The sequence below is a fragment of the Saccharothrix deserti genome (genome assembly GCF_009769385.1).
Lineage (GTDB): Bacteria > Actinomycetota > Actinomycetes > Mycobacteriales > Pseudonocardiaceae > Actinosynnema > Actinosynnema deserti.
Genome location: NZ_VKAB01000033.1, coordinates 26,518 through 41,396 on the forward strand (window position 1 = coordinate 26,518; position 14,879 = coordinate 41,396).

15 protein-coding genes are annotated in these 14,879 nt (G+C 69.3%); 12 read left to right on the forward strand and 3 right to left on the reverse strand.

Annotation, left to right across the window (positions count from 1 at the left end):
* Nucleotides 1-109: 109 nt before the first annotated feature.
* From FM051_RS38080 to FM051_RS38105, 6 genes are all read left to right on the forward strand, one after another.
* Entirely contained in the window at nt 110-715 is a 606-nt protein-coding gene (locus tag FM051_RS38080; protein WP_158851975.1) for an ANTAR domain-containing response regulator, read from the forward strand.
* 290 nt (nt 716-1,005) lie between these two features.
* Nucleotides 1,006-2,181, forward strand: coding sequence for a branched-chain amino acid ABC transporter substrate-binding protein (locus tag FM051_RS38085; protein WP_238412948.1), 1,176 nt, complete (start codon nt 1,006-1,008; stop codon nt 2,179-2,181).
* 126 nt (nt 2,182-2,307) lie between these two features.
* Nucleotides 2,308-3,270: a branched-chain amino acid ABC transporter permease gene (locus FM051_RS38090; protein ID WP_158851977.1), complete on the forward strand. Its 963-nt coding sequence runs from the start codon at nt 2,308-2,310 to the stop codon at nt 3,268-3,270.
* A complete protein-coding gene (locus tag FM051_RS38095) occupies nt 3,267-4,430 on the forward strand; it encodes an ABC transporter permease subunit (protein WP_158851978.1) in 1,164 nt (387 codons plus the stop codon). The genes FM051_RS38090 and FM051_RS38095 overlap by 4 nt, the downstream gene beginning before the upstream one ends.
* A gap of 32 nt (nt 4,431-4,462) precedes the next feature.
* A complete protein-coding gene (locus tag FM051_RS38100) occupies nt 4,463-5,203 on the forward strand; it encodes an ABC transporter ATP-binding protein (RefSeq protein WP_158852062.1) in 741 nt (246 codons plus the stop codon).
* Entirely contained in the window at nt 5,193-5,897 is a 705-nt protein-coding gene (locus FM051_RS38105) for an ABC transporter ATP-binding protein (RefSeq protein ID WP_158851979.1), read from the forward strand. Before FM051_RS38100 ends, FM051_RS38105 begins: the two co-directional genes overlap by 11 nt.
* Nucleotides 5,898-5,927: 30 nt before the next feature.
* Here FM051_RS38105 and FM051_RS38110 read toward each other — a convergent pair whose 3' ends face one another.
* Complete coding sequence (locus FM051_RS38110; RefSeq protein ID WP_238412950.1) at nt 5,928-6,497, reverse strand: DUF4352 domain-containing protein; 570 nt, start codon at nt 6,495-6,497, stop codon at nt 5,928-5,930.
* Between the two features lie 66 nt (nt 6,498-6,563).
* The gene (locus FM051_RS38115) at nt 6,564-6,986 is read right to left on the reverse strand and encodes a hotdog fold thioesterase (RefSeq protein WP_158851980.1); all 423 of its coding nucleotides are present in this window, start codon (nt 6,984-6,986) and stop codon (nt 6,564-6,566) included.
* A gap of 51 nt (nt 6,987-7,037) precedes the next feature.
* Here FM051_RS38115 and polA point away from each other — a divergent pair, with 51 nt between their 5' ends.
* The gene (gene polA / locus FM051_RS38120; protein WP_202919227.1) at nt 7,038-9,713 is read left to right on the forward strand and encodes a DNA polymerase I; all 2,676 of its coding nucleotides are present in this window, start codon (nt 7,038-7,040) and stop codon (nt 9,711-9,713) included.
* A 28-nt stretch (nt 9,714-9,741) separates the two neighbouring features.
* Here polA and FM051_RS38125 read toward each other — a convergent pair whose 3' ends face one another.
* Nucleotides 9,742-10,185, reverse strand: coding sequence for a winged helix-turn-helix transcriptional regulator (locus FM051_RS38125; protein WP_158851981.1), 444 nt, complete (start codon nt 10,183-10,185; stop codon nt 9,742-9,744).
* A gap of 77 nt (nt 10,186-10,262) precedes the next feature.
* On the opposite strand from FM051_RS38125, the gene FM051_RS38130 reads away from it, so the two are divergent.
* The 5 genes from FM051_RS38130 (at nt 10,263) to FM051_RS38150 (ending at nt 14,875) form a co-directional block, all read left to right on the forward strand.
* Nucleotides 10,263-10,766, forward strand: a complete 504-nt coding sequence (locus tag FM051_RS38130) for a GNAT family N-acetyltransferase (RefSeq protein WP_158851982.1) — start codon at nt 10,263-10,265, stop codon at nt 10,764-10,766.
* Nucleotides 10,767-10,772: 6 nt separating this feature from the next.
* Complete coding sequence (locus tag FM051_RS38135) at nt 10,773-12,086, forward strand: alpha/beta hydrolase (protein ID WP_158851983.1); 1,314 nt, start codon at nt 10,773-10,775, stop codon at nt 12,084-12,086.
* A 187-nt stretch (nt 12,087-12,273) separates the two neighbouring features.
* Nucleotides 12,274-13,560: a Gfo/Idh/MocA family protein gene (locus tag FM051_RS38140; RefSeq protein WP_158851984.1), complete on the forward strand. Its 1,287-nt coding sequence runs from the start codon at nt 12,274-12,276 to the stop codon at nt 13,558-13,560.
* A 116-nt stretch (nt 13,561-13,676) separates the two neighbouring features.
* Entirely contained in the window at nt 13,677-14,273 is a 597-nt protein-coding gene (locus FM051_RS38145) for a P-loop NTPase family protein (protein WP_202919228.1), read from the forward strand.
* Nucleotides 14,270-14,875 (forward strand): Rossmann-fold NAD(P)-binding domain-containing protein, encoded by a 606-nt coding sequence (locus tag FM051_RS38150; RefSeq protein WP_158851985.1) that lies wholly within the window; start codon nt 14,270-14,272, stop codon nt 14,873-14,875. Before FM051_RS38145 ends, FM051_RS38150 begins: the two co-directional genes overlap by 4 nt.
* The last annotated feature ends 4 nt before the right edge of the window (nt 14,876-14,879 follow it).

Here is a 14,879-nt window from a genome sequence, read left to right on the forward strand (position 1 = left end):
GGCCGTGATCACGGCCTGACCGCGACGGCACCGCCCGGCACGCCGGTAGACTGCGCTTTCGCCCGGCGCGACCGCGTCGAGTCGCCGTCAGAGTGTCAGGAGGACCCCGGTGACCCATCAGGCTGCCGAGGCCCAGCCCGAGGTCGCGCCCCGGCGCGTGCTCGTGGCCGAGGACGAAGCCCTCATCCGCCTCGATCTGGTCGAGATGCTGCGTGAAGAGGGGTATGAGGTGGCCGGTCAGGCCGCCGACGGCGACGAGGCGGTCACGCTGGCCACCGAGCTGCGGCCGGACCTGGTCATCATGGACGTGAAGATGCCGAAGGTCGACGGCATCGAGGCCGCGTCGGTGATCGCCGGCAAGCGCATCGCGCCGGTCGTCATCCTCACCGCGTTCAGCCAGCGCGACCTGGTGGAGCGCGCCCGTGACGCGGGCGCGATGGCCTACCTGGTCAAACCGTTCGCCAAGCGCGACCTGGTGCCCGCGATCGAGCTGGCGATGAGCCGGTTCGCCGAGTTGCAGGCGCTGGAGACCGAGGTCGCCGGGCTCACCGAGCGGCTGGAGACGCGCAAGGTGGTGGAGCGCGCCAAGGGATTGCTGATGACCAAGCAGGGCCTGTCGGAACCCGAGGCATTCCGCTGGGTGCAGCGCACCGCGATGGACCGCCGCACGACGATGAAGGCCGTCGCCGAAGCGGTCATCGAAAACTTCGGGTGAGTAAGCACCTAACCCCGCGGGTGGATACCCGTTCGAGTATCGGACAGGTCGCGCGTCCATTGTTGGTTACTGCCCGCATTGGCCTTGTGACCTGCGGCGATTTGAGCTGGATTTAAGCTTGTTAACTCTGGAGCATTTTCCGATGACGAGCGTCACGATGTGGACACAGAGCAGTAAGACCACCTGACACCGAACTGATCTGAAGCTACGTTCCTGCCCTAACCCACGCCCTCGTGTGAGGGCTCCGTCCGCCTACCGGCGGGCTGGTTGGTGTCATGGGAGGTATTCCGGTGTCAGGAGCACGACTCGGCCGAGTTCTGGCGCTGGCGGCGGCTTCGTCGCTGGTGCTCGCGGCTTGCGCTGGAGGCGGCGGCGGTGGCGACGCGGGTGGCGACGTCACTTCGGTCAAGATCGGGTTCATGGGTGACCTCACCGGCGAAGCCGCGGCGATCGTGATCCCGCCCCGGAACGGGGCCGTGATGGCGGTCAAGGAGTACAACGACAAGAACCCGAAGGTCAAGATCGAGCTGGTCCAGTACGACAGCCAGGGCAAGCCCGACCAGGCCACCTCGCTGGTCACGAAGGCCATCGGCCAGGACAAGATCATCGGCCTGATCGGCCCGGCCTTCTCCGGTGAGTCGAAGGCCGTCGGCGGTCTGCTGGAGGAGAACAAGATCCCCAGCGTGTCGCCGTCCGCGACGAACCCCGGTCTGGCCGAGAACGGCTGGACGTACTGGCACCGCGTCGTCGCCAACGACTCCGACCAGGGCCCCGGCATCGCCGAGTTCCTGGTCAAGGCCAAGAGCCCGAAGAAGGCGTTCGTCATCTCCGACGACCAGGAGTACAGCGTCGGCCTGGCCGACGCCGTCGCCAAGTCGTTCAAGGACGCGGGCGTCACGGTCGAGACCGACAAGTTCGCCAAGGGCGCGTCCGACTACTCGTCCACGGTCACGAAGGTCGCCTCGGCGAACCCCGACGTGATCGTCTACGGCGGTTACTACGCCGAGGCCGGCCGCCTGCTCAAGCAGCTGCGCGACGGCGGCGTCAAGGCCACGTTCGCCTCCGGTGACGGCTCGCTCGACCAGCAGGTCATCACCGGTGCGGGTGCCGCGGCCGCCGAGAACGCCGTGTTCGGCTGCCCGTGCAACATCCCGTCGCCCGACGTGACCGGCACGCTGAAGACCTTCTTCGACAACTACAAGAAGGCCAACAACGTCGACCCCGCGATCTACGCGACCGAGGGCTACGACGCGGCGACCGCGTTCATCAAGGCCGTCGAGGCGGGCAACACCACCGGCGAGAAGATCAACGAGTACCTGAAGACGATCAACTTCGAGGGCGTCTCCAAGCCGATCAAGTTCAAGGCGAACGGCGAGCCGGAGAACAACGCGATCTTCGTCTACCAGGTCAAGGGCGGTGTCCTCAAGCTGCTGGGTCCGGCGGAGGAAGCGAAGCTCGAGGGCTGATCCGAGACGGATCAGGCAAGCTAGCTAGCGCGCTGGGGAGCGGGAGCGTCGTGGGAACGACGGCTCCCGCTCCCCACCACTATGGCGAAGTGTTTCTCCCCGCCCGTCTCGTGAGGCATACCTGTCATGCTTGATGAATTCCTCAACCAGTTCCTACCCAGCACGGTGGGCGGACTGGTGGTCGGCTCCATCTACGCGCTCGTCGCCCTCGGCTACACGATGGTCTACGGCGTGCTGCGTCTGATCAACTTCGCGCACTCCGAGATCTTCATGATCGGCACGTTCACGTCGCTCGTGGTCATCACCGCGATCGCGCCCGCGTCGCCGCTCACCGGCTTCGCCTTGTTCGGTGTGATGCTGTTGCTCATCCTGCTGTCCGCCGCGATCTCCGGCGGCGCCGCGATGCTGCTGGAGGTGGTGGCCTACCGGCCGCTGCGCAAGAAGGGCGCGACCAGGCTCACCGCCCTGATCTCCGCGATCGGCGCGTCGCTCTTCCTGCAGGAGTTGTTCGCGCTGGTCGTCATCCCCTGGTTGACCGGCAAGGCCGGCCGCAACCAGCAGTCCTCGCCCCGCCTGGTGGACCGGGACACGGTCTTCACCATCGGCAACGCGGCGGTGCGCACCGACCACATCATCGTCGTGGTCGCCGCGGTCGTCATGATGGTCGCGCTGGACCGCCTCGTGAACCGCACCAGGATCGGCCGCGGTATCCGCGCCACCGCCCAGGACCCCGAGGCCGCCGTGCTGATGGGCGTCAGCATCGACAACATCGTGCGGGTCACGTTCCTGCTCGGTGGCGCGATGGCGGGCGTCGCGGGCGCGCTTTATCTGATGGAGTTCGAGAACACCGTCTACAACGTCGGTTTCGTGCTCGGCATCAAGGCGTTCACCGCCGCGGTGCTCGGCGGAATCGGCAATCTCCGCGGCGCACTGGTCGGCGGTGTCGTGCTCGGCCTCATCGAGAACTGGGGCGCGATCTTCCTGGGGTCGGAGTGGAAGGACGTCATCGCGTTCACCGTGCTGGTGGTCGTGCTGATGTTCCGGCCGACCGGCATCCTCGGTGAATCCCTTCAGAAGGCCCGCGCATGAAAGGCAACGGAGTGACTGGCAACGCGAATCCGTTGAGGCGCGTGGGCGCCCTGGTGGACGGCGCCCGCGACTGGTGGGAACACGCCAAGGCGTGGCAGCGGTACCTGGTGTACCTGGGCGCGGTCGTGTTCGCGCTGATCCTGCCCGCGCCGGCGATCGGCTCCTTCATGTCGCCCGGCGCCGACTGGACGTCGGTGCTGATCTACCCGATCGGCACCTACATCCTGCTGGCCGTCGGCCTGAACGTGGTGGTCGGCCAGGCGGGTCTGCTCGACCTCGGTTTCGTCGCGTTCTTCGCGATCGGCGGCTACTCGGTGGCCTACTTCGGCACCCAGTACGGCTGGAACTACTGGGCGACCGTGGCGTTCGGCATCATCCTGGCCGCGGTGTCCGGTGTCATCCTCGGCGCGCCGACGCTGCGCCTGCGCGGCGACTACCTGGCGATCGTGACGCTCGGCTTCGGCGAGATCGTCCGCATCACCGCGAACAACACCGACGAGATCGGCGGCGCGCGGGGCATCACCAACGTCCCGCACCCCACCGACATCCCCGGTGTCGTGGAGTTCGGGCTCCTGCCCGCGCCGTACTACTACCTGATCCTGATCGCCATCGTGCTGGTGATCATCTTCTCGGTGCGGCTGCAGAAGAGCCGGGTCGGCCGCGCGTGGGCGGCGATCCGCGAGGACGAGGACGCGGCCGAGCTCATGGGCGTGCCGACGTTCAAGTTCAAGCTGCTCGCGTTCGCCATCGGCGCCATGATCGGCGGCCTGGCGGGCGGCATCTACGCGGGCAAGGCGGTGTTCATCGAGCCGAACACCTTCCCGTTCATCCTGTCCGCGACGATCCTCGCCGCGGTCGTGCTCGGTGGCGCGGGCAACCTGCCCGGCGTCATCCTCGGCGCGTTCGTCATCGCCTGGCTGCCCGAGCGGTTCCGCGAGGTCAACTGGCTGAAGGACGTGCTGGACCGTGACCCGGCCGAGTACCGCATCCTGCTGTTCGGCGGCGTGCTGGTGCTGATGATGGCGCTGCGGCCGGAAGGCCTGCTGCCGTCCCGCAGGCGCCGGGCCGAGCTGCACGAGGGCACCGGCGGCATGGGCACCATGGGTGCCGAGGTCGCCGGTCCGGACACCGATGTCACGACGACGGAGGCGGCCAAGTGAGCACTCCCGTCCTTCAGCTGGACAACGTGACCATGCGCTTCGGCGGCGTGGTCGCCCTGCGCGAGGCGAAGATCAGCATCAACCCGGGCGAGATCTTCGCCCTGATCGGCCCGAACGGCGCGGGCAAGACCACGGTGTTCAACGTGGTCACCGGCGTCTACCAGCCCACCGAGGGCCAGGTGCTGTTCAACGGCACGCGGATCGACGGCACCAAGCGGTTCAAGATCACCAAGCTCGGCATCGCCCGCACGTTCCAGAACATCCGGCTGTTCCACAACATGTCGGCGCTGGAGAACGTGATGGTGGGCGCGGACTCGCACCACAAGACCGGTGCGATCGGCGCCACGTTGAACCTGCCCTGGCACCGCAAGGAGGAGAAGCGCGGCCGCGAGCTGGCGCGGGAGCTGCTCGACTTCGTCGGCATCCCCGGCCGGATGACCGAGACCGCGAAGAACCTGCCCTACGGCGACCAGCGGCGGCTCGAGATCGCCCGCGCGCTGGCCACGGACCCGAAGTTGCTGCTGCTCGACGAGCCCGCGGCGGGCATGAACCCGGCGGAGAAGGAAGCGCTCCAGGCGCTCATCCGCAAGATCCGCGACAGCGGCCGGACCGTGCTGCTGATCGAGCACGACATGAGCCTGGTCATGGGCGTCAGCGACCGCGTGGCGGTGCTGGACTTCGGCCAGCTGATCGCAGAAGGGCTCCCGCACGAAGTGCAGACCAACCCGAGGGTCATCGAGGCCTACCTGGGGGTGTCCGAAGATGCTTCTTGAGATCAAGGACATCCACGTCCACTACGGCAAGATCGCCGCGATCAAGGGCATCAGCCTCGAAGTGGACGAAGGTGAGATCGTCTCGCTCATCGGCGCCAACGGCGCGGGCAAGACGACCACGCTGAAGACGATCTCCGGCCTGCGCCCGCTGACCAGCGGCAAGGTCGTGTTCAACGGCGAGGACATCTCCAAGATGCCCGGCCACAAGCGGGTCATGGCGGGCATCGGCCAGTCACCGGAAGGCCGCGGCGTGTTCCCCGGCATGACGGTGCAGGAGAACCTCCTGATGGGCGCCTACACCCGCAAGGACGCGCTCGACGCCGACCTGGCCGAGGTCTACGAGCTGTTCCCGCGGCTGGCGGAGCGGAAGAACCAGTTCGGCGGCACCATGTCCGGCGGCGAGCAGCAGATGATCGCCATCGGCCGGGCGTTGATGACCAAGCCGAAGGTGCTCCTGCTGGACGAGCCGTCGATGGGCCTCGCGCCCATGCTCATCGCGCAGATCTTCGAGATCATCAAGGAGATCAACAAGCGCGGCACGACCGTGCTGCTGGTGGAGCAGAACGCGCAGCAGGCGCTGAAGCTCTCCGACCGCGCGTACGTGCTGGAGACCGGCCGGGTCGTGAAGAGCGCACCCGGACCGGCGCTGCTGGACGACCCCCAGGTGCGCGCGGCGTACCTCGGCGGTCACTGATCCGACCGGGATCCCGCCGGCCCTCGCCCCCTAGGGCAGGGTCAGCGGGATCTCGGTGCTCGACTCGTCCTTCAGGTCGGTCAGCGTCGGCCCGCCGTACACCCTCAGGGTCGCGGGCTTCGCGTCCTCGGGCAGGTCGTAGTAGACGTCGTACTCCAGGCGCACGTTCGCGCCCAGGTCGATCGTCTCCGGCTGCCGCTTGATGGTCATGGCCTGCGAGTCCGCGGTGTGCTCGGCGCCGCGGTCGTCGATCAGCACGTGCCGGCGCGCGTCGAACGACACGCTGCTGCGACCGTTGTTGATCACGCTCATCCGGATCCGCACGAACTGGCCCTTGGCGTCGAACTCGGCGTGGCTGCCGATGATCGACGGCAGCCCCGTGGTGAGCCCGATCAGCGTGAACGCCGTGTCGCCGTCCGGGGTGGTGGGAACCCTCAGCGGCTTCTCGTCCGGCCGCACCGTCTGCTCGGGCACCGGGTACGTCGGGGCCGACGTCGTGGTCGTCTCGGGCCCGACCTCGATCGGCGCCTCACCACCGCACCCGGCCGCCGCCAGCACCACGGCCGTCACCGCCACCGCCACCAGCCGCCGCACGCCCACCTCCACACCTCGAGTTCTACGCCGGGGGTCACTGGATTTCCACACCGGCGAGGACACGACCGCGTTTCACTCTTTCGGTGCTTCTTTGAGGAAGCACGTGAGCCGGGCGGTGCACGCGCGCCGACCCCGCTCGTCGGTGATCACGATCTCGAAGGTGGCGGTGCTGCGGCCGCGGTGGATCGGCGTGCACACACCCGTGACGACGCCCTCGGTGACGCCCCGGTGGTGCGTGCAGGACAGCTCCAGGCCGACGGCCAGCCGGTCCGGCGCCGCGTGCATGGTCGCCGCGTACGAGCCCAGGGTCTCCGCGAGCACCGCGTTGGCGCCGCCGTGCAGCAGTCCGTACGGCTGGCGGTTGCCCTTCACCGGCATCGTCCCGACCAGCCGGTCCGCATCCCACTCGGTGATCTCGATGCCGAGCCTCGTGGCCAACTGCTCGTGGGCGGCGTTCCGGTCGATGCCGGGCAGGTCCTCGGGCGCTGTCGTCACGTGTCCCCCAGTCGGTGCGAAACTGTCGGACCCCCACCCTAGACTCGCTGCGTGAGCACTTCAGAAGCCTCCCGCCTGCTGCTGGTCGACGGCCACTCGATGGCCTACCGGGCGTTCTTCGCGCTGCCCAAGGAGAACTTCCAGACCGGCACGGGACAGACCACGAACGCGGTCTACGGCTTCACGTCGATGCTGATCAACCTGCTGCGCGACGAGAAGCCCACGCACATCGCGGTGGCGTTCGACGTCTCGCGCAAGACGTTCCGCAGCGAGGCCTACGCCGAGTACAAGGCCGGGCGCAGCGCGACACCGGACGAGTTCCGCGGCCAGGTGAGCCTCATCGAGGACGTGCTGGGCACGCTGTCCATCCCGGCGTTGTCCAAGGAGAACTACGAGGCGGACGACCTGATCGCCACCCTCACCACCCAGGCCACCGCGCTGGGCTTCGAGGTGCTGATCTGTACCGGCGACCGCGACGCGTTGCAGCTGGTCACCGACAAGGTGACGGTGCTGTACCCGGTCAAGGGCGTGTCCGAGATGGCCCGGTACACCCCCGAGCTGGTGGTGGAGAAGCAGGGCGTGCCGCCCGAGCTGTACGCCGACTACGCGGCGGTGCGCGGCGACTCGTCGGACAACCTGCCGAACACCCCCGGCGTCGGCCCGAAGACGATCGTGAAGCTGCTCACCCAGTTCGGGTCGCTCAACAGCCTCATCGACCACGTGGACGAGGTGCCCGGCAAGGTGGGCGACGCGCTGCGCGCCAACCTGTCCAACATCATGCTGAACCGGCAGCTCACCGAGCTGGTGCGCGATGTCGAGCTGCCCCTGGGGCCGGTCGACCTCGAGGCCAGGCCGTGGGACCGGGACGCCGTGCACCGGCTGTTCGACGAGCTGGAGTTCCGCGTGCTGCGGGACCGGCTGTTCGCCACCCTGCCCACCGCCGAGCCGGAGGCCGAGGAGGGCTTCTCGGTCAGCGGCGGCGCGGTGCCCGTCGGCTCGGTGGCGTCCTGGCTCGACGCGCACGCGCGCTCCGGCCGGGTCGGCATCGCGTTCCGCTCGTCCGGTGGCGACCTGGAGGGCCTGGCGCTGGCCGCGGTCGGCGGCGAGGGCGGGTACATCGAGGTCGCGTCGCTGACCGAGGAGGACGAGAACGCGCTGGCCGCGTGGCTGGCCGACGAGTCCGTGGTCAAGGCGGCGCACGACCTGAAGCTGCCGTTGCGCGCGCTGCGGGCGCGCGGCTGGAAGCTGCGCGGGGTGAACAGCGACACGGCGCTGGCGGCGTACCTCGTGCGGCCCGGCCAGCGGTCGTTCGCGCTGGACGACCTGGCGCTGCGCTACCTCAAGCGGGAGCTGCGCGCCGAGGAGCCGGACGACGGGCAGCTGTCGCTGCTGGCGGACGAGCAGGAGGAGCGCGAGAAGACCGCGCAGGGCGCGATCGTGCGGGCGTTCGCGGTGGCCGAGCTGGCCGACGCACTGGACCGGGAGCTGGTGGCCACCGGTCAGGAGTCGTTGCTGGCGTCGTTGGAGCTGCCGCTGATGATGGTGCTGGACGAGGTCGAGGCGGTCGGCATCGCGATCGACTCCGAGCACCTGGCGGCGCTGGAGGCGCACTTCGCGGCGGGCGTGAAGCAGGCGGCGCAGGACGCGTACTCGGTGATCGGCAAGGAGATCAACCTCGGGTCGCCGAAGCAGCTGCAGACGGTGCTGTTCGACGAGCTGAACATGCCGAAGACCAAGAAGACCAAGACCGGGTACACGACGGACGCGGACGCGCTGCAGAACCTGTTCGAGGCCACCCAGCACCCGTTCCTCCAGCACCTGCTGGCGCACCGGGACGTGACCAGGCTGAAGTCCACCGTCGACGGGCTGCTCAAGTCGGTGGCGGACGACGGCCGCATCCACACCACGTTCCACCAGACGATCGCGGCGACCGGGCGGCTGTCGTCCACGGACCCGAACCTGCAGAACATCCCGATCCGGACGGACGAGGGCAGGCGCATCCGCGAGGCGTTCGTGGTCGGGCCGGGCTACGCCGAGCTGATGACGGCCGACTACAGCCAGATCGAGATGCGGATCATGGCGCACCTGTCGGAGGACGAGGGCCTGATCGAGGCGTTCCGCAGCGGTGAGGACCTGCACACGTTCGTCGCGTCGCGGGCGTTCTCCGTGCCGACGACGGAGGTGTCGGGGGAGCAGCGCCGCCGGGTGAAGGCGATGTCGTACGGGTTGGCGTACGGGCTGTCCGAGTACGGGCTGGCGCAGCAGCTGCGGATCTCGGCGGCGGAGGCGCGGGAGCAGAAGGAGGCGTACTTCGCCCGGTTCGGCGGGGTGCGCGAGTACCTGCACGCGGTGGTCGAGGACGCGCGGAAGAAGGGGTACACCGAGACGATCCTCGGCCGTCGGCGTTACCTGCCCGACCTGACCAGCGACAACCGGCAGCGTCGGGAGATGGCCGAGCGGATGGCGTTGAACGCGCCGATCCAGGGCAGCGCGGCGGACATCATCAAGGTGGCGATGCTCGGGGTGTTCCGCGCGCTGGAGGAGTCCGGTCTGCGGTCGCGGATGCTGCTCCAGGTGCACGACGAACTGGTGCTGGAGATCGCCGAGGGCGAGCGCGAGCAGGTGGAGGCCCTGGTGCGCGAGCACATGGGCCGCGCGTACGAGCTGTCGGTGCCGCTGGAGGTCTCGGTGGGCGTGGGCCGTTCCTGGGACGCCGCCGCCCACTAGGCCCCGGGGTTCACGCGGTTCGTGCGGTTCAGCGGAGCGGCGTGACGCGGACGTCGCGCGCGGTCAGCTCGGCGCTGCACTCGTCGCACGCCACGTGCACCCCGATGCCTCCACCACACGAACGGTGGTGGAGGTCGAACGACGGGCCCTCGGCCGGCGCCATCCAGCGGTCGCCCCACTTCCGCAGGGCCATCAGCACCGGGTACAGGTCGAGGCCCTTCTCGGTCAGCCGGTACTCGTAGCGCGTCCGCACGTCCTTGTACGCCTCGCGGCGCAGGATGCCCTCCTCGACCAACGTGCCCAGGCGTTCGGTCAGCACGCTGCGCGAGATGTCCATCGCCGACTGGAAGTCCTCGAACCGGCGCGTGCCCAGGAACGCCTGCCGCAGCAGCAGCAACGTCCACCGCTCACCCAGCAGGGCGGCGGGCAGCGACACCGTGCACAGCTCGTCGGCAACTTTCACGTGGGCCATGTCCACCGACGATACCCCTTGCGTTCGGAAAACGGATCCAGCTAGGGTTCGGAATCCGAACCCAAGGGGCGTCCGCCATGAGAGTCCGCGAACTGCACGCCGCCGAGGCGGGTGACGCCGTCGACGCCGTCTTCCACGGCCTGTCCCCGCAGAGCCGCTACCTGCGCTTCCACGCACCGGTGCCCCGCCTCACCGCGTCGATGCGCCACCGCCTCACCGATCTCGACGGCCGGCGGAGGGCCGCCGTCGTCGCCGAGTGCCACCGCGAACCCGTCGGCATCGCCCGCCTGATCGCCACCACCGACGACACCGCCGAGATCGCCCTCGCCGTGGTCGACCCGTGGCAGCGCAAGGGCATCGGCACGAGGCTCATGACCGCCCTCGGCCGACTCGCCACCGACCTGTGCTACACCGAGCTCCACGGCGACGTCCTCGGCGAGAACCAGCCGATGCTGCGCCTGGTCGCCCGCGTCTTCCCCGGCGCCCGCCTCACCAGGGACGAGGACGACGTCATCCGGGTCAGCTACCCGCTCACGGTCGAGTTGACCCACGAGGAACTGGTGGCAGACCTCCGGTGGTGAGCAAGAATGGCCCGTATGCGATGGATCATCGGGTTGGCGCTCATCCTGGTCCTGCCGGCAGCACCGGCCACGGCGGCCACACCGCCCGGTGACCAGCCGCTACCCGGCTACACGATCAACAACCCACCGCTGCCACCCGCCCAGATCGGCGGCCAACCGTCACGGGTCCTGCAAGGCGTGCACGAGCACGCCGCCTACACCATCGAGGTCCCGCCGCGCTGGAACGGCCGCCTCGCCATGTGGGCCCACGGCTACCGCGGCGCGAGCACCGTCCTCACCGTCGACCCACCCGCCTACGGCCTGCGCCAGAAGCTCCTCGACCAGGGCTTCGCCTGGGCCGCCTCCAGCTACTACGCCAACAACTACGACGTGAAAGCGGGCGTCCTCAGCACGCACGGCCTGGCCAGGCACTTCCGCGAACTGGTGGGCAAACCCAAGGACACCTTCATCGTCGGCATCTCCATGGGCGGCCACGTCATCGGCCGGTCCCTGGAGCAGTTCCCCGGCTTCTACAAAGCCGCCCTGCCGATGTGCGGTGTGCTCGGCGACCAGGAGCTGTTCGACTTCTTCTACGACTTCAACCTCACCGCGCAAGCCGTCAGCGGCATCCGCGCCTGGCCGGCGCCGGACGACTACCTGAGCGCGGTCGTCCCCCGCATCCAGGCTGAACTCGGCCTGAACGGCACCCCGAACGAGCGCGGCGCGCAGTTCGTCTCCATCGTCACCAACCGCAGCGGCGGGCCACGTCCCGGCGCGGCGCCGGCGTTCACGTTCTGGAAGGACTTCCTGTTCGGCCTTCTCGCGGGCTCGTCGTCCGGCGACGGCCTGTCGACCAATCCCGGTCAGGTGGCCACCAACGCCACGACCCGGTACGAGCCGAACACGCCGGTCGACGTGAACCGAGAGGTCGAGCGCGTCCTCCCGGAGAACTGGAAGGCCCGCGTCACGCCGAAGCTGACCGAGGTGCCGCGCATCGCCGGCCGCCCGACCGCGCCGGTGCTGTCGCTGCACGGCCTGGGCGACCTGTTCGTGCCGTTCTCGATGGAGCAGATCTACGAGCGGGACGTGCGGCGCAACGGCCGCGACCACCTGCTCGCGCAGCGGGCGATCCGCGCGGTCAACCACTGCGAGTTCAGCCCGAACGAGGTCGGCACCGCCTGGGACGACCTGGTGGAGTGGGCGGACACCGGCCGCCGCCCCGCCGCGGACGTCGTGGACGACCCGGCGGTCGTCGCCGCGCCGAACTACGGCTGCCGCTTCAGCGACCCCGCCGCCTACAACGAGCCGAACACCACCCGCCGCCTGTTCCCGGCCTGCTAGCCGACGCGGCTTTCTGCTGAAACCGCAGGCGAGAAGGCTGCACCAGGGGATACGCGCGCCGGTCGGCGAGGTCCTGGCCGAGGTCGGGGTGTCGGACGTGGCGCTGGAGACCGATGCGGCGGCCCCTTGACGGCGTGCGGGCCGCTCGGGCTAGCGTGAGGAAAACGCTTACCGGGGGAGGCGTGGCATGGCACGCAGGCGTTACGCGGTCGTGGGCACCGGCGCACGGGCCGAGCAGCACATCGACGCGATCGTCCAGCACGCGGAGTTCGGGGAACTGGTCGCGTTCTGCGACGTGAACCCGACCCGCATGGCCGTGCACAACGAACGCCTCGACCAGCCCGTGCCGACCTACGCGGCCGAGGACTTCCTCCGGATGATCGAGGCCGAGCGGGTCGACGTCGTCGTGGTCACCACCGTCGACCGGCACCACGACACCTACGTCGTCGAGGCGCTGGACGCGGGCTGCGACGTCGTCACCGAGAAGCCGATGACGGTCGACGCGCCGAGCGTCGGCAAGATCTTCGACGCGGTGGAGCGCAACGACGGCCAGGTCACCGTCACGTTCAACTACCGGTACAACCCGGTGCACGAGAAGGTCCGCGAACTGCTGACCGGCGGCGCGGTCGGCGAGATCGGCTCGGTGCACTTCGAGTGGCTGCTGGACGTCCGCCACGGCGCCGACTACTTCCGCCGCTGGCACCGCGACAAGGCCAACTCCGGCGGCCTGATGGTGCACAAGGCCACGCACCACTTCGACCTGCTCAACTGGTGGGTCGACTCGGTGCCGGAAGTCGTGTACGCGCACGGGCGGCTCTTCTTCTACGGCGACGAGAACGGCAAACGCCACGGCTACCACCGCCCCTACGAACGGGTGCACGGCTCGCCGGAGGCGCGGAACGACCCGTTCGCGCTGCACATCGAGCGCAACGACTGGCTGCGCCGGTTGTACCTCGATGCCGAGCACGAGGACGGCTACCGGCGCGACCAGAACCCGTTCGCCCCCGGTGTGTCCATTGAGGACGACATGTCTGTGCTGGTCCGCTACGCCAACGGCGCCAACCTGACCTACCACCTGACGGCCTACTCGCCGTGGGAGGGCTACCGGCTGATGGTCAACGGCAGCCGGGGGCGGCTCGAACTGGAGGTCGTCGAGAACACCTGGGTCAGCGGCCAGCAGCCCGCCGTGCACGGCAAGGAGGCCAACCCTGAGGAGGGCTGGGCCAGGCTGACCGTCCAGCCGCTGTTCGAACGGGCCCGCGAGATCCCACTGGAGTCCGGCGGCGACGGGCACGGCGGCGCGGACCGCCGGATGACCGAAGTCCTCTACGGAGCACCCGACCAACCGGACCCCCTCGGCCGCCACGCCACTCACCGCGACGGTGCGCTCTCCCTGCTGACCGGCTTCGCCGCCAACCGCAGCTTCGAGACCGGTGAGCCCGTGCGCGTGGTGGACCTGCTCGACCTCCGCTAGCCTCCGCCCGGCCCGTCAGTCCGCGCCGATCACCGTTGGTTCGCTCACTCGGGTGATCTTCGCTCCGTGTTCCGCAGTCTTCACCGAGGGTTGCGGCGCGGCGGTAGCCTGGCTCGGTGCCGCTCTTGGGACCAGCCGACGAGTTGCCGCACCCGCCGCGCCGGGTGCTCGTGGCCGGCACGTCCGGCTCGGGGAAATCGACGCTCGCGAGCCTCGTCGCACGCACTCTCGGCCTGTCCTATGTGGAAATGGACTCGCTGTTCCACGGTCCACAGTGGACGCCGAGACCGGAGTTCGAGGCGGACGTGCGCCGATTCCTCAAACAAGGCGCGTGGGCCACGGAGTGGCAGTACAGCCTGGCGCGGCCGCTGCTGCTGGAGCAAGCCGACACCCTGGTCTGGTTGGACCACCCGCGGCACGTGGTGATGCGCCGGGTGGCGGTGCGCACGGCGGTGCGCCGGTTCCGCCGCCAGGAACTGTGGAACGGCAACGTCGAACCGCCCCTGCACACGGTGTTCACCGATCCCGAGCACCTGCTGCGGTGGGCGTGGAAATCTCACCGCCGCACCGGTGAACGGGTCCGCGGCGTGCTCGAAGGCCGGCACGGCGATCGACTCGCGGTGGTGCGGCTGCGGGGGCAGCGTGAGGTCGACCAATGGCGGTCCGGACCTCTGCGTCGGGCCGCGGAACGCGGCGAGGAGTCGGTGCGATGAGCGAGCGGACGGCGTTGGTGCTGGGCGGCACCGGGATGCTGAAGGGGTGCGCGGACGAGCTGCTGGCCCAGGGGTGGCAGGTGGTGCTGCCCAGCCGCCGGCCCGAGGGCACGTTGGGCAGCGCGGCGAAGGCGGCCCTGCGCGGACGCGGCCACGTGCCGCACCTGAGCCAGGCCCAGGGCGAGAAGGGCGGCCGGAAGGTGACGGTGGCGGCGGACTGGGCCCAGCCGCACGAGTTGGCGGACCGGGTCCGGGAGGTGATGGAACGGCCCGCCGACCTGCTGGTGGCGTGGGTGCACGCGAGCTACCGGGACGACGTGCTCCGGGCCGTCGCACCCCTGCTCGCGCCGCACGCCCCGGTGGTGGAGGTGCACGACAGCGGCGCCATCCACCCGGTGCACGGCGTGCCCGACCCGGCGCTGGACGGCCACCCGACGCAGCAGGTCGTACTCGGGTTCGTCCGGCACGGCGGCAAGACCCACTGGCTCAGCCACGAGGAGACGTCGGTCGGCGTGCTCGAAGCCGTGCACCGGGCCCTGGACGGCAGACCGCCGTCGGTGCACCAGGTCGGCGAGGTCGACACCTGGCTGATGCGGCACTAGGCGA

Excerpts from the sequence above, each read along its gene's own strand:
- FM051_RS38150 (WP_158851985.1), top strand. The coding sequence starts at position 14,270 with ATGAGCGAGCGGACGGCGTTGGTGCTGGGCGGCACCGGGATGCTGAAG.
- FM051_RS38125 (WP_158851981.1), bottom strand. The coding sequence starts at position 10,185 with ATGGCCCACGTGAAAGTTGCCGACGAGCTGTGCACGGTGTCGCTGCCC.
- FM051_RS38135 (WP_158851983.1), top strand. The coding sequence starts at position 10,773 with ATGGCCCGTATGCGATGGATCATCGGGTTGGCGCTCATCCTGGTCCTG.
- FM051_RS38140 (WP_158851984.1), top strand. The coding sequence starts at position 12,274 with ATGGCACGCAGGCGTTACGCGGTCGTGGGCACCGGCGCACGGGCCGAG.
- FM051_RS38095 (WP_158851978.1), top strand. The coding sequence starts at position 3,267 with ATGAAAGGCAACGGAGTGACTGGCAACGCGAATCCGTTGAGGCGCGTG.
- FM051_RS38100 (WP_158852062.1), top strand. The coding sequence starts at position 4,463 with ATGCGCTTCGGCGGCGTGGTCGCCCTGCGCGAGGCGAAGATCAGCATC.
- FM051_RS38130 (WP_158851982.1), top strand. The coding sequence starts at position 10,263 with ATGAGAGTCCGCGAACTGCACGCCGCCGAGGCGGGTGACGCCGTCGAC.
- FM051_RS38105 (WP_158851979.1), top strand. The coding sequence starts at position 5,193 with ATGCTTCTTGAGATCAAGGACATCCACGTCCACTACGGCAAGATCGCC.
- FM051_RS38090 (WP_158851977.1), top strand. The coding sequence starts at position 2,308 with ATGCTTGATGAATTCCTCAACCAGTTCCTACCCAGCACGGTGGGCGGA.